Annotated in this window: 12 protein-coding genes and 2 pseudogenes; 2 read left to right on the top strand and 12 right to left on the bottom strand. The window is 70.1% G+C overall.

The window, feature by feature from the left end:
- Positions 1-35: 35 nt before the first annotated feature.
- The 5 genes from O1G22_RS43400 to O1G22_RS43380 all read right to left on the bottom strand — a co-directional run bounded on the left by O1G22_RS43400 (position 36) and on the right by O1G22_RS43380 (position 4,208).
- Positions 36-704, bottom strand: coding sequence for a ScbR family autoregulator-binding transcription factor (locus O1G22_RS43400; RefSeq protein ID WP_270086774.1), 669 nt, complete (start codon positions 702-704; stop codon positions 36-38).
- 131 nt (positions 705-835) lie between these two features.
- A complete protein-coding gene (locus O1G22_RS43395) occupies positions 836-1,015 on the bottom strand; it encodes a hypothetical protein (RefSeq protein ID WP_270086953.1) in 180 nt (59 codons plus the stop codon).
- A 104-nt stretch (positions 1,016-1,119) separates the two neighbouring features.
- On the bottom strand, positions 1,120-1,983 hold the full coding sequence (locus O1G22_RS43390) for an AfsR/SARP family transcriptional regulator (protein ID WP_270086773.1): 864 nt from the start codon (positions 1,981-1,983) through the stop codon (positions 1,120-1,122).
- A gap of 324 nt (positions 1,984-2,307) precedes the next feature.
- A complete protein-coding gene (locus tag O1G22_RS43385; RefSeq protein ID WP_270086944.1) occupies positions 2,308-3,840 on the bottom strand; it encodes an acyl-CoA carboxylase subunit beta in 1,533 nt (510 codons plus the stop codon).
- Positions 3,841-4,016: 176 nt separating this feature from the next.
- Positions 4,017-4,208, bottom strand: coding sequence for an acyl-CoA carboxylase subunit epsilon (locus tag O1G22_RS43380; RefSeq protein WP_225102378.1), 192 nt, complete (start codon positions 4,206-4,208; stop codon positions 4,017-4,019).
- Between the two features lie 361 nt (positions 4,209-4,569).
- On the opposite strand from O1G22_RS43380, the gene O1G22_RS43375 reads away from it, so the two are divergent.
- Entirely contained in the window at positions 4,570-5,565 is a 996-nt protein-coding gene (locus O1G22_RS43375) for a ScbA/BarX family gamma-butyrolactone biosynthesis protein (RefSeq protein WP_270086772.1), read from the top strand.
- Positions 5,566-5,705: 140 nt separating this feature from the next.
- Here O1G22_RS43375 and O1G22_RS43370 read toward each other — a convergent pair whose 3' ends face one another.
- Entirely contained in the window at positions 5,706-6,560 is an 855-nt protein-coding gene (locus tag O1G22_RS43370; RefSeq protein ID WP_270086771.1) for an NAD(P)H-binding protein, read from the bottom strand.
- Positions 6,561-6,693: 133 nt separating this feature from the next.
- Here O1G22_RS43370 and O1G22_RS43365 point away from each other — a divergent pair, with 133 nt between their 5' ends.
- A complete protein-coding gene (locus O1G22_RS43365) occupies positions 6,694-7,362 on the top strand; it encodes a ScbR family autoregulator-binding transcription factor (protein ID WP_270086770.1) in 669 nt (222 codons plus the stop codon).
- On the opposite strand, the gene O1G22_RS43360 is transcribed toward O1G22_RS43365, so the two are convergent.
- From O1G22_RS43360 to O1G22_RS43340, 6 genes and pseudogenes are all read right to left on the bottom strand, one after another.
- The gene (locus O1G22_RS43360) at positions 7,355-8,917 is read right to left on the bottom strand and encodes an FAD-dependent monooxygenase (protein ID WP_270086769.1); all 1,563 of its coding nucleotides are present in this window, start codon (positions 8,915-8,917) and stop codon (positions 7,355-7,357) included. The genes O1G22_RS43365 and O1G22_RS43360 overlap by 8 nt on opposite strands.
- Positions 8,918-9,116: 199 nt before the next feature.
- Positions 9,117-9,539 carry a DUF6009 family protein gene (locus tag O1G22_RS43355; RefSeq protein ID WP_270086768.1) on the bottom strand — a complete coding sequence of 141 codons (423 nt, stop codon included), beginning with the start codon at positions 9,537-9,539 and terminating at the stop codon, positions 9,117-9,119.
- Positions 9,536-11,047: a DNA primase family protein gene (locus O1G22_RS43350; RefSeq protein WP_270086767.1), complete on the bottom strand. Its 1,512-nt coding sequence runs from the start codon at positions 11,045-11,047 to the stop codon at positions 9,536-9,538. The genes O1G22_RS43355 and O1G22_RS43350 overlap by 4 nt, the downstream gene beginning before the upstream one ends.
- A 712-nt stretch (positions 11,048-11,759) precedes the next feature.
- A pseudogene (locus tag O1G22_RS43345) lies at positions 11,760-12,030 on the bottom strand (DUF6009 family protein).
- An 85-nt stretch (positions 12,031-12,115) separates the two neighbouring features.
- Positions 12,116-12,217, bottom strand: a pseudogene (locus tag O1G22_RS44640) (hypothetical protein); the annotation flags it as partial.
- A gap of 165 nt (positions 12,218-12,382) precedes the next feature.
- Entirely contained in the window at positions 12,383-13,471 is a 1,089-nt protein-coding gene (locus O1G22_RS43340; protein ID WP_428986540.1) for a bifunctional DNA primase/polymerase, read from the bottom strand.
- Between the last annotated feature and the right edge of the window lie 95 nt (positions 13,472-13,566).

Genomic DNA, 13,566 nt, shown 5'->3' with positions numbered 1-13,566 from the left:
CCGGACAGCGAGCGAACCCGCTGCCGCCCCGCCCGCTACCGCTCGGGCTGCGCCAGCTCCGGCTGCACCCTCGGGGACACGACCGCCGACGAGCGGGAGCCGGAGGACACCAGGGCCTCCGGCTCCCGCCGGTCGGTCAGCAGCGGCAGCAGCAACTCCCAGATACGGGTGACGTTCTGCCGGGACAGCCAGGAGGCGTCCTCGCCGCCGAGCACCTCCAGACCCACGGTCACCGCGACGACGACGCGGGCGGCATCCTTCCAGGACACCCCCGCGGCAAGCGCACCGGCGTCCTCGGCCCGGCGCAGGCTCTCCTCCACCCAGCGCTGCCACTCCTGGCGCAGCGGAGACTGGGCACGGCGGGCGATGTCACCGGCGAGTTCGAAGCCGGCGCGGACCACAACGTCCTTGGCCAAGGAGCCGATCAGCTCGTGCATGGCGTCCACCACGGCCTGCAGTGAGTCGCCATGCCGGGCCCGCGCCGTCTCGGCGAGCTGCCGTACCGCCTCGGTGGCCTGCGCCTCGACGGCCTCGGCGAGCATGCTCTTGTTGGCGAAGTGAAAATGCAGCGCCCCGTTGCTGACACCGGCGCGCGTGCTGATGGTGCCCAGCGACGCGGGGACGAAGCCCACTTCTGCGAACACCTCGGCCGCCGCATGGATCAGCGAACGCCGCGTACGTGCGGCCCGCTCCTGCTTGACCATGTGCTGCCTCCTGCGTACCGGGACGTCGAAAGGCCGAAGCCAGCCCCAGACTAACAAACCGCGTACGCGGTTTCATATAGATGGAAGTGAACATGGCTGGTCAATGGCTGAGAGGCCCCCTCGAGCACCCCTCAGTCGTCCCTCACCGTCGTCATCGTGCCGAGGAACTCGACATAGCCGATGTACGGCGTCCAGTCGCCGATGAGCGACAGGCTCCAGTCGGCCTGGAAGAGCCGGCCGATAGCGTCGACGAGCGTCAGCAGCAACGTGTAGAAGCCCACGGCCACGAACCAGTGCGCGAGGCCGGCCATCCTCAGGGAATGGTAGATCTGCAACCGGGACGGCCGAACGGCGGTGATCTGCGGCGCCGTGGCGGGACCGGCCTAAGTCCCACCTGCTGCACGGCAGTTCATGCCTACCGGGAGCCGCTGCCCACGCGGGCGGTGGCGAGCGGTGCCGTGGCGAGCGGCTGGGACTCGGCCCCCAGCAGGTTCTCCGCCCCTGCGACGAGGATCGACTGCTGAAGCCGGCGCAACCTCGCCGAGGGCTCCAGGCCCAGGTCCCGCACGAGGGTGCCGCGCAGCTGGTGGTAGACCTCAAGGGCCTCGCCGCGGCGGCCGGAGCGGTGCAGCGCCACCATGAACTGGGCATGCAGGTTTTCGTGGGTGCGGTAACGGCTGGTCAGCACGGTCAGTTCGGCGAGCAGTTCGCGGTGCCGGCCGAGCCGTAGGTCCGCCTCGATGCGCTGGTCGAGGGCGCACAGCCGGCTCTCCTCAAGCCGCTTGGCCTCCATCTCCAGGCGCGCACCGGTCCGGATGTCGGCGAAGGCCGGGCCGATCCAAAGGCCGAGCGCCTCACGCAGCAGGCGCGACGCCTGCTTGAAGTCGCCCGCGTCGATCGCGCGGTAACCCATGCCCGCGAGCCGCTCGAACTCGCGGACGTCACTGTCTCCGCCGTCGGAGACCAGCATGTATCCGCCGGGCGCGGTGACCAGGACGTCCTTGGCGCTGCGCCGCGGGGCCCCGGGCTCGCTGTCGGCCTCCTGCTCCAGCGCGGCCGTGATGAGGTCGCGCAGCTGGAGGATGTAGGTCTGCAGAGTGGTGCGTGCGCTGCGCGGTGGCCGGCCGGCCCACAGCTCGTCGGTCAGGGCGAAGACCGGCACCACCTGGTCGGCGTGCAGCGCGAGAAGCGCGAGCACCTGCCGCGGCTTCGGCGCGGTCGGGGCGATGAGCACCCCGTTCACCCTGACGTCCAAAATGCCCAGTACGCCGATCTTCATGCCGTTTCCCCCAGATGAGTGCGCTCTCCAAGCTGGCACTCATCGAGTAGAAAACAGGCCGGACGGTTTGTCAATACCAAACCAAGTATGCTGTTTTGATTGATTGGGCACCGGCTGAGGCACGACACTCGCAAGTCGCGTCTGACGTGCAGATTCATCCAACTCTACGCCACCGTACCGCCGAAGCGCCGCAGCCCTCCATCGAACTTTGCCAAGTTTGACCCCAACAAACGGACGATCAAACCGGGAACAACAGGCCCGCCCGGCCGGGATAACAGACCATTCATGCCGTTCTCTTCTCCTGCCGCCGAGGCGTTTGCCCGTTCACTGCGGCGGGTTGCCGTGCTTACGCGAGGGCAGGTCGGCGTGCTTGCTGTGCAGCATGGCCAGCGAGCGGATCAGCACCTCGCGGGTCTCGGCGGGGTCGATCACGTCGTCGACCAGGCCGCGCTCCGCCGCGTAGTACGGGTGCATCAGCTCGGACTTGTACTCCTTGACCATCCGCGACCGCATCGCCTCGGGGTCCTCGGCCTCGGCGATCTGCCGGCGGAAGATGACGTTGGCGGCGCCCTCGGCGCCCATCACCGCGATCTCGTTGGTCGGCCAGGCGTAGGTCAGGTCGGCGCCGATGGACCGGGAGTCCATGACGATGTAGGCACCTCCGTACGCCTTGCGCAGGATGAGCGAGATGCGCGGCACGGTCGCGTTGCAGTAGGCGTACAGCAGCTTGGCGCCGTGCCGGATGATGCCGCCGTGCTCCTGGTCGACGCCGGGCAGGAACCCCGGCACGTCCAGGAGGGTGACGATGGGAATGTTGAAGGCGTCACACATCTGCACGAAGCGAGCGGCCTTCTCGGACGCCTCGATGTCCAGGACGCCGGCCAGGGATTGCGGCTGGTTGGCGATGATGCCGACCACCTGGCCGTCGAGACGGGCCAGCGCGCAGATGATGTTCCGCGCCCAGCGCTCGTGGACCTCCAGGTACTCGCCGTCGTCGACGATCTCCTCGATGACCTTGCTCATGTCGTACGGCCGGTTGCCGTCGGCCGGGACCAGGTCCAGCAGCACGTCGCTGCGCCGGTCGACCGGGTCCGAGCTCTGCACCCGCGGGGGGTTCTCCCGGTTGTTCTGCGGGAGCAGCGAGATGAGGTAGCGGACCTCGGCGAGGCAGGTCTCCTCGTCGTCGTACGCGAAGTGGCACACGCCGGACGTCTCGGCGTGGACGTCGGCGCCGCCCAGGCCGTTCTGGCTGATCTCCTCGCCGGTCACGGCCTTGACCACGTCCGGGCCGGTGATGAACATCTGCGAGGTCTCACGGACCATGAACACGAAGTCCGTCAGGGCCGGCGAGTAGGCCGCGCCGCCCGCGCACGGGCCCAGCATCACGCTGATCTGCGGGATGACACCGCTCGCCTTGGTGTTGCGCTGGAAGATGCCGCCGTAGCCGGCGAGGGCGCTGACACCCTCCTGGATACGGGCGCCCGCGCCGTCGTTCAGGGAGACCAGCGGCGCGCCGGCCGCGATGGCCATGTCCATGATCTTGTGGATCTTGGTGGCGTGGGCCTCGCCCAGCGCGCCGCCGAAGATCCGGAAGTCGTGCGCGTAGACGAAGACCGTACGGCCCTCGACCGTGCCCCAGCCGGTGATGACACCGTCGGTGTACGGCTTCTTCGCCTCCAGGCCGAAGCCGCTCGCCCGGTGCCGGCGCAGCTGCTCGACCTCCTGGAAGGACCCCGGGTCCAGGAGCAGCTCGATACGCTCCCGAGCCGTCAGCTTGCCCCTGGCGTGCTGCGCCGCCGTCGCCTTCTCACTCGGGCCGGCCGCCGCCTGGGCCCGTATCGCGTGCAGCTCCGCCACATGACCGCGTATGTCGGCCGGGGCTGTCCCGGTCGGCACGGGGGCAGTCGTCATCGCCATCTCTGGTCCTTTTCTGGGACAAGGCTGCCGAGCCTGCCCCGGTTCCATCGCCAAAGTAAAACCGCATGTGCGGTTACATTTTCTTGCAGTGGACGGCGCCTCGGACGGCGGACGGCTCACCTCCAGCTGCCGGGCGGCGCGTAGTCGTGCGGCCGCTTCCACCAGTTCCAGCCAGGCGACGGCGGCTGTGTCTCGGGCTCCTCCTGGCCGCGCGCCCGCAGGGCGAGCAGCACCGTCGCGACGGCGGCCAGCTCTTCCGCACCGGCCTGACCGCGTTCCACGCGAAGCACGGTTTCCACGTTGTCCATGCGGCGTTTTCCCCTCCTCGCAGCCCTGGCCCATGGTTGATCAGGGCACTCGAACAGTGCTCTGAAAAGGCTTGAGAGCCCCCTCGGAAGGCGGCCCCGCGGGGCTGCGGGGAGCAGGCCGGCGCACCCCGCACAGGGGCGGTCGTCGGCCACGGGCGTCATCCGAGGTCCCAGCGGACAGGGCCCCCTGGGACCGTCCTGGCGGGTCCTCGGAAAACCGGACCGGCGCCCCGATATGGAACCGGATCCTCCACAAATCGCGAGGGCGGAGTGCCTGCTACCGCTAGAAATTAAACCGGTTAGTTTGTATCTTCGGTGTCCTGACACAACCACATATGACGCCGCTCAGGGGGACCCAGACATGTCTGCGAGCACGTTCCGTGTCACCGGCACGATATCCGCCAGCCAGCAAGGGAAGAGCGACACCACCATCGGGCACGCCAACCTCGCACCGCACCACACCTCGTGGACCACCACGGTCCCGAGGGAGTTCGTCCACCGCGCCAGCATCGCCGAGGTGATGCTGACCGACTGGAGGCGCGTGGACGACAACCACTTCAGCCTCGCCGCCCAGTGGCCCCGCGGCCACAGCTTCTTCGCCAACGTGGACGGCTGCCACGATCCGCTGATCGCGGCCGAAACGATCCGGCAGGCCGGGATCCTGCTGGCCCACGCCGAGTTCGGCGTTCCGCTCGACCATCACCTTCTGATGTCGGACCTCAGCGTGGCCGTACGGCCCGAGCACGTCCGCGTCGGCTGGGCACCCGCCTCGCTGGAACTCGACGTCACGTGCACGAACGTGACGTGGCGGCGCGGCGGCTTCACCGGCTGCACCATCGAGGTGAAGATCCTCCGCGACGGCTTCGTCGCCGCGACCGGGGGCGGCACGGTCAGCTGCATCGGCCCCAAGGTCTACGGACGGCTGCGCGCCGCCAAGCTGCTCGACGGCGGACAGCCCCGGGTCATGCCGCTGACCGCCCCGGAAGCCCCGCAGACCGTCGGGCGCATGTCGCCCATGGACGTCGTCCTGTCGCCCGTCGGGGAAGCCGGCCGCTGGCAGTTGCGGCTGGACACCCGGCACCCCGTGCTCTTCGACCACCCGGTCGACCACGTGCCCGGCATGGTGCTGCTGGAGGCCGCCCGCCAGGCCACGGCCGCGACGCTGGGACATGCCTCGCTGCCGCTGGCCATCACCAGCGAGTTCGTGCGCTACGTCGAGATGGACGCGCCCTGCGCCATCGAGGCGCTGCGGATCCCGACGTCGGAGCCCGACCGGGAGGCCGTGCTCGTCTCCGTCCTGCAGGACGGACAGCTCGCCTTCCGGGCCACCGTGGCCATGGCGGCAGGCCAGGGATGAGCCGTCGGGGCCGGTGCCCGGCGCGCCGGGCACCGGCCCCGACTCCGGCAACCGGCCGCGTGTCGTCTTCCCGCGCTCCCTCCGGTACGACGGTGCCGGGCCGCCGCCCGCAGCGGCGGCCCGGCACCGTCGTACCAGGGCTACACCGTGACCGGGGCGAACGCCTCCAGATGGTCCTCGGCCCACTGCCGGAACGATCGCGCCGGGCGGCCCGTCACCGTGCGGACGGTGTCCTCCACCCCGGCCTTGGCACCCGCCCGCTGCCGCCGTGCGCTCGCCAGCAGCGCCTCGACGACCGGCTCCGGACAGCGCCTGCTCAGCCCGGCGCGCGCCGCCTCCGGGGTCAACTCCTCGAAGCGCAGGGGAATCCCGAGCAGCCGGCCGAGCAGTTCCGTCTGCCCGGCCGCGGTGACCGCCTCCGGTCCGGTCAGCGTGTAGGCGCGTCCGGCATGGCCCTGACCCGTCAGCGCCCGCGCCGCGACCGCCGCGACGTCCCGGGGATCCACACAGGCGTTGGCGGACGTCCCGTACAGCGCGCGGACGGTGCGCTCGGACCGTATGGAGGCCGCCCATGACAGGGAGTTGGACATGAACGCGCGCGGACGCAGCAGGGTCCACTCCAGGCCGGAGGCGCGCAAGCGTTCCTCACTGGCCCGCTGCCACCGGGTGATGAGGTCGTCGGCCTCGGGGTCGAGGACGGCCGCTGCGGAGAGTTTCACCACCCGCCGCACTCCGGCCGTCCGTGCGGCGCCGACGAACCGGGCGTCATGCTCGCCCGAGGGATCGGTGGTGACGAGGAACGCCGTCCGCACCCCCGCCAACGCCCGCGCCAGCGCCCGCGGATCCGCGAAGTCCCCGGCGACCGTCTCCGCCGCCGACGGCACCCCGGAAGCCTTCGCGGGGTCCCTGACCATGATGCGAACGGGCACGTCGGCGGGCAGCAATCTGACCAGTTCCCGCCCAACCGTCCCGGTGGCCCCGGTCACCAGGATCACCGGCTCGTTCCCGTCTCATTGCGTACGCGTGGACAATTCACTGTTCTCGCACCCTCCCGATCAACCAAAACGATGTAAGATACAAACTGGGCGGTTTTTATTGGCTCTGTCTCACAGACGAAGGAGGCCGACAGTGGTGACGCAGGACCGGGCGATCCGCACACGGCGGACGATCCTCACGGCGGCGGCCAAGGTCTTCGAGGAGCGGGGCTACCAGGCCGCGACGATCAGCGAGATCCTGACCACGGCCGGTGTGACCAAGGGGGCTCTCTACTTCCACTTCGCCTCGAAGGAGGACCTGGCGGAGGGGGTGATCAGTGAGCAGGACCAGCAGCTGCCCATTCCCGGACGGGCCTGCAAGGTCCAGCAGTTGGTGGACACGGTGGCCGTGCACGCCTATCACCTGCAGACCGACCCCCTGGTCCGGGCAGGTGTCCGGCTCTCCCTCGACCAGCAGGCCCAGGGGCTCAACCGCAGCGCCCCCTTCCTGCGCTGGGGTGAGATCGGCGTCGAGCTCCTGACGACGGCACAGGCCCAGGGCGAGCTGCTGCCCCATGTGGTGCCGGCCGAGACGGCCGAGGTCCTGGTCGGAGCCTTCGCCGGCGTCCAGGCCATGTCCCAGGCCACGTCCAACTACCAGGACCTGCCGCGCCGGGTGACCTCCCTGCTGCGGCACATACTGCCGAGCGTCGTGATGCCCTCGGTGCTCGCCGCGGTGGACGTCACCGAGGGCCGCGGAGCAGCGGTCCACAACGAGCTCCAGCAGACGCACTCCATGCAGCCCGCGGCGGCTCTCACCTGACAACGCCCGACAGCGCACCGCTCGCCCCCGTCCGAAGTCCATCGGCCCGCACTCCCCCGCCGGCACCGAAGTACGCCCTGAGCGCGAGGGAGAGCGGCCCACCCCCGGCCGCCCAGCCGACGTACCCGTCGGGCCGTACCAGCACGGCCTCATACGGCAGTTCGGGCACCGGCTCGCACCGCACCACCCTCAGCAGCCCGGCCCAGGGCCGCGCCTCGGCCTCGTAGCCGCCGCTGCCGTAGCCGCCGCTGTCCTGCCCGCCGGAGAGCAGGAGCAGCGGCCGTCCCTCGCCCAGCAGGCCGATCACATCGGTGTGCCCGTCCCGGGTGGTCAGCGCGATGTTCTGCAGAAACCTTCCCTCCCAGGGTGAGGAATCGGCACCACGCGCGGGCAGCACCGTGTCCTGGGCGCTGAGCATGGACGCCAGCACCCCGCTCTGGGGTTCCGAGGCGAGCAGCTCGCCGAACAGGGCGCGCAGCGGGTCCAGTTCGGCGCCCGGCCGCATGATGGCGAGCTGGGCGAGCGTGTTGTCGATGACCCGCCGCGCGGCGGGCCGGCGCTCCTGGTCGTAGGTGTCGAGCAGCCCGTCGGCCGCCGTGCCGCGCACCGTGAACGCCAGCTTCCAACCGAGGTTGAGGGCGTCCAGCACGCCGGTGCTCAGCCCCTGGCCGGCGATCGGGAAGTGCAGGTGCGCCGCGTCCCCCGCCAACAGGATCCGCCCCTTGCGATAGCACCCGACGAGCCGGGAGAAGTCGCTGAACCTGGTCAGCCACTGCGGTTCGCGCATCGCGATGTCCCGCCCCGCGATCCAGGAGACCTCCCGCCGTAACTCCTCCAGGGTGAGCGGCAGATGACGCGCCGGATGCGTGCTCACACAGTTGAGGGTCCGCAGGTGCGTCCTGCCGTGCGGGGCGTCCTTGGCGACGATCCAGCCCCGGGCGGTGCGGTGCCAGCCCGGCCGCAGGGCGTCCGCGTTCTCCAGCCGGACATCGCCCGCCATCGCCGAGACCGTGGCCGTACGCGTCCAGGACTCGAAGCCCGCCTGTTCACGTACGGTGCTGCGCGCGCCGTCCGCTCCCACCAGGTACGCGGCAACGCAGCTGATGCCGCCGCGCGGCCCCTGCGCCGTGACCCGGACCCCGTCCGGACCCTGCTGCACCCCGGTCACCCGGTGCCCGCGCAGGATCACCGCACCGGCGGCCCGGGCCCGTTGCTCGAAATGCCTCTCCAGTTCCTCCTGCGGGCACTTGAGGATCGGCGTCGGTTCCATGGCCGGGGCGGAGATGGTGAGCCCGGGGATCCCCGCGAAGTGGAAAGGCCGGCTCACCGGATCCGGGCCGGTCCCCTCCCCGGCGAGGTCGCCGAGATGTCCGCGCCGGGCCAGCGACTGCACGGCACGGGCGTGCAGCGTGGTCGCCTTGGGCCGGCCGGACACAGCGGTCTCGGCCTCGACGACCACGGTACGGACCCCGTGTCCCGCCAGTTCGCCGGCGATCAACAGACCGACCGGTCCGCCACCCACGACCACCACATCTGCCTGTATGTCATTTGTCATCCCGGAATGCCCCCTGTTCCCGGATCGCGGTGTCAGTACACCGAATCAGGCAGGATTCCTGCTGAATCGGCTGATTCTCTCCATCGCGCGAAGTAAAAATATACCGGGGGGACGGTTCTCTGCAATGCTCCGCGACACACGTCTGGCGAACCTTGTTTCGGAACATTCCGTCAGAAACGCTGCATAAACCCCAGGAAAGCTAAAGGGGCAAGGTGAGACCCAGCTGCTCCACTGCCGACGACGGCTCCGACACCGCCGGAGCGGCCGGTCCGCCCCCAGAGCGCTCCGTCTTGCGGCCCTTGGTGCCCGGGGCGAGGGTGCGCGGGTCCACGGCCTCCGCGGGCGCCCCAGTGGCGTACAGCCCGTCGGGCTCGGTGTCGCGGTCGTGCGGAAGCAGCCAGAAGACGCGGCGGCGGAACGTGCCCGAGGAACGGGAGGGTTTGGCCTCGGGGCCGAGCAGCGCGTAGCCCACCATCCGGCCGTCGCGGTGGTAAGGGGGCCGGCTGCGGCGGGTCGGCAGCCGGTCGAGGCTCTGGCGCACGTAGTCCAGCTTGCTGATGTCCTCCAGCCAGACGAAGTCGACCTCGTGGACGATCTCGTCCTCTGCGATGAGGGCACTCATGCTGTCTCCTCGTCGGCGACCAGTCCGATGCCCGGGTAGTACTTGCGCTGGTTGGACAGGACCATCTCCTTGGGCGACGCGAGCCCCACCACCTCACGGACCCGTGCCGCGAACGCCCGGGACGACATCGCCTGGGCACCTTCATTCTGACACCATGTCTTGTAAGCCGCGTAGAGCCTGGCTTGTTCCGCTCGCATAGCGGGCTCGATCCGGCAGCTCTCGCTCAGAAAACGACCCGTGTAGTCCTCGGTCTCGGCATACGCGGTCGTCGCGATCCGTACCCGCTCCGGCCCGCTGAGCTGCCTCTCCCCCGCCAGATAGCGACGCGCGCCCGTGACGAGCCAGTTGAGGATGCCCGGCCCTTCCTCGCTGACGAGGATGTCCGCCAGGTTGTCGATCTTACGGTCGTCGGACACGACGCGTTCGAACGGAATCAGCCGCATCCGCCGCCAGAACGCGAAGCCTCCGGTCCCCACCTCGGGCCGGTGGTTGCCCAGCAGCCAGAGCTTGTGGGTGGGCTGGAAGCTGAAGAAGTCCTGCCGCATCCGGCGGGCCTTGATCCGGTCACCGCCGGTCAGCAGCTTGACCCGGGCCTCGTCGAAGCGGTCGCCCGGCTTGACCTCGTTGCACACGATGACCCGGCGGCCGTGCAACTCGGCCAGGTCGGTGGGGTGGCCCTCGAAGGGGCGGGCCATCAGGAATCCGGGCGGCGCCGCGTCCGCGTAGTCGCCGATCAGCTTCATCACCACGTCCAGCAGGACCGACTTGCCGTTCTTGCCGGAGCCGAACAGGAACGGCAGGACCTGGGCTCCGACGTCACCGGTGATGGAGTATCCCAGCAGCAGATGGAGGAAGTCGGTCATCTCCCGCCCCTCGGTGCCCTCCCCGAAGGTGTCCGCGAGGAACCGGTCCCAGCGGGGCGTCGGCATCGCCTGCGGGGCCACGGTGGTCGAGCGGGAGTGGAAGTCCCGGTTCGGGGCGGGCCGGTGCAGCCGTCCGGTACGCAGGTCGACGACCCCGGCCGGGGTGCACAGCGCGTACGGGTCGGCGTCCAGCTGCGAGGCGTTGAGCACCATGCCCGGCGCCGACTTCGCCTGCATGAGCAACGCGTTGATACCGCTGGTGCTCAGTGCACGGCGCCGGTGCTGCTGCAGCGCGCCGGTGCTGTGCACGCCGCGCGGGTCGGTGGTGGCGATGGACTCCGCGAGATCACCGGCCGCCCACAGCACGGTCTCGTCCTCGTCGATCTGCCAGCGGGTGCCGTCCCACCGGAACCAGCCGAGCCCGGGCACATGCCGGTAGTCGTTGGCGTAGACCTTCACGAACAGCTTGGCGTTGCCACGGTCGCTGAGCGTGTCCGGCAACAGGCCGTCGGCCGTGACGTCGGCCGTGACCGCGGTGCTGTCGTGGACCTCCCGGGGCGCGGGCAGGGCGATGGGCTGGGCAAGGATCTGCGCAGCGGCGGTCTGGGCGTCGAAGCGGAACAGGGCCTGCTCGTCGGAGGTCATCGCCGGCCCCCCGGAGACGACGGCCGTAACCGGCCGGCGCCCACGGCACAGCCGACGCCGGGCAGGCGTCCGCGCCCGTGGGCAAGGCCGAATAACCCCCGCAGCTCAGAGGCCATGCGCACCCCCCGTCAGCGACCGAAGCGACTGAGCGACCGACACAGACTAGCGAAGCCTGCGCGCACCAAAGTGGCACGTGGGAAACAATTTTCGAGGCAGCGGCCCGGTCAGCGACTGAACCGCACACGGACCAGCGACCGTAGCCGCTCCGCAGCCGGGTTCAGTAGCTCGACAAAAGTGCAGGTCAAACCACACGCAAAGACCAAAACAGCGACTGAAGCGACTCAAGCTCTCTATCTATGACGCGCACACGCACGTGCGTTGCACGTCATATACCCGACCCTTGAGTCGCTTCAGTCGCTGCTTGTCTCTAAAAACAGCCCTGACCTGCGCATTCTCTCCAGCGACTGACAGCGACCGAAGCCGAATCGAGTCGCTTCGCCTCAGTCGCTGCCGCGCGAGCAGCCCACCCCCCAGCGACTGAAGAGCGACCGAGGAGCGACTGAAAGGGAGGAAGGACAGGGAGAGCCGAAGAGGGACACTGCCCGACAAGTCCCAGAAAGCCTTGAGCGGCCCTGCACCGCCCCTCCAGCCGGGTATACGGCGGAAGCCTCGGGGGAACCCAGGAGGGCCTAGCGGGCGGCCTGAGCGCCCGTCACGGCGCCCGCTGCGGGCCCCGCTGGGAGCGAGGGGTCTTCTCCCCGACCTTTCTGACCTCGATCGTGCGCGGATCCACGGCCTCTTCCGGCGCGCCCTCCTGATAGAGCCCTCGGGCTGGGCGTCCCGGTCATGGGGCAGCAGGAAGTAGACCCGGCGGCGGAGGTCTTGTCGAGCGCCTGACGGACGTAGTCGAGGTTCTCGGGGTCTTCCAGCCACACGACGTGTGCCTCGTGGATGAGATCGCTCTCGGACAGGAGCGACCTCAGCTCCCGGTCGCTGTACACCTCGTGCGGATCGCTCTCCGGCCCACAGAGCGGCCTTCTCTCCCCCGGCCCGCTTCCACCGGTATCCGTCCCAGGCGTACCAGCCCAGGCCTTCGACATGGCGGAACTGGCCGCGCTGGAGCTGGACGAACGGCTTGGCGTTGCCCCGGTCGGTGAGGCTGCTGAGCAACGGCCTGGACTCCTCGGGTGATTACGCCGTAATCACCGGGCGACTGAACATCAGGCGAGGACTGGGACTACGCGGACAGTACCGACAGGCGGACGGCCGGCTGCTCAAGGTCCAGCATCTGTTCAGCGGCTGCGCCGGCGTCGAAGCGCGGGGTCTCGGCGCTGCTCATGAACGTCCGTCGAGGTGAAGCGGGCGGGCGGACCCCGCGGCGAGGCCGGCGTCGATGATGCGGGCATGACGGGTGCTCTGCCGGGGCCGCGCGGTCTCGGCGGCCTCCCACAGCAGAGCCCGAGCCGAGCCCTCGTCCAGGTGCCCGGCGGCGGCGAGCCCCCCGGCGGTGTAGGCGGCCTTGTTGAGCTTCTCGGTGAAGGCCGCCCCCTCGGGCGTACCGGCGCACGCGGCGACCTCGGCCAGCAACGGCTCCAGCACCCGCTGCCCGCCCGTGCTGCGGCCCCCCGGCCGGGAAGTGATTACGCCGTAATCACCCTGGGGTCCGGCAGACCCGGTGGCCCCGGCAGACCCGGACGGCACAGTCACTCGCTGCGGCTCGACGACATGCCCGGTGCGTACGAGTTCCTCGCCGAGCCACTTGGGTAGCGGGGCGGGCAGCCGCGCCGGTCCCTCGGGCCGGTACGTGCCCTGCGCGGTACGGGTCGTCGGGGCCACGATGTAGCCGCCGTCCGCCCGTACGTCGACCTGCCAGGCCAGCGCCACCTTGGTGCTGGACCCGGTCGAGCAGCGCAGCCGGGTGGCAGGGCGCGGATTGCGGTACCAGATGTGGAGGCCCCCGGACGGGGTGCGTACGCGCAGGGTGCCGGTGTCCTCGGCCGGGCTGGGCTGCCCGCGCAGCGCGGCGAGGAGGGCGAGGGTGTCGAAGCCGGACGCGAGCCCTCGCAGGTTCACGGAGGCGTGGATCGGGATACCGGGCAGCAGCAGGTTCCGGTCCGGGACCGGTGCGCTGTGCGCGTCGACGTCGATGACGACCAGGTCCGCTCCCCCGCAGGCGATCCCGACTCCCCGGGCCGAGGTGTGCGACCACCAGCTGTCGATGCGCTCCGGGTCGGTGGTGGCGGCGTGGAACCCGTGGCACGGTCGGCCGGCGGGCAGACAGACGCAGTCGGCGGGCAGATGGCCTCGGTCCCTGCACGAGGGGCAGTTCGCGACCGGGGTTTTCCGGCGCGGCGCGAGGGGGTGCACCGGCCAGCCCTGCTCCGCGCACCAGCGGGCCACGGCATGCGGGGATGCGGGCCGCACGGGGGCTGCGGACTCTCTCGTCACAGCGGGGCCGGGCAAAACGTTCGTCCTTCTGCCAGGGACTGTAAGGACTGTATTTCTGAACACTCTAGGAC

It is taken from the genome of Streptomyces camelliae, assembly GCF_027625935.1.
Classification (GTDB): Bacteria; Actinomycetota; Actinomycetes; order Streptomycetales; family Streptomycetaceae; genus Streptomyces; species Streptomyces camelliae.
Note: the sequence above shows the minus strand (reverse complement) of the source record. Positions and strands in the feature narration are given on the sequence as shown.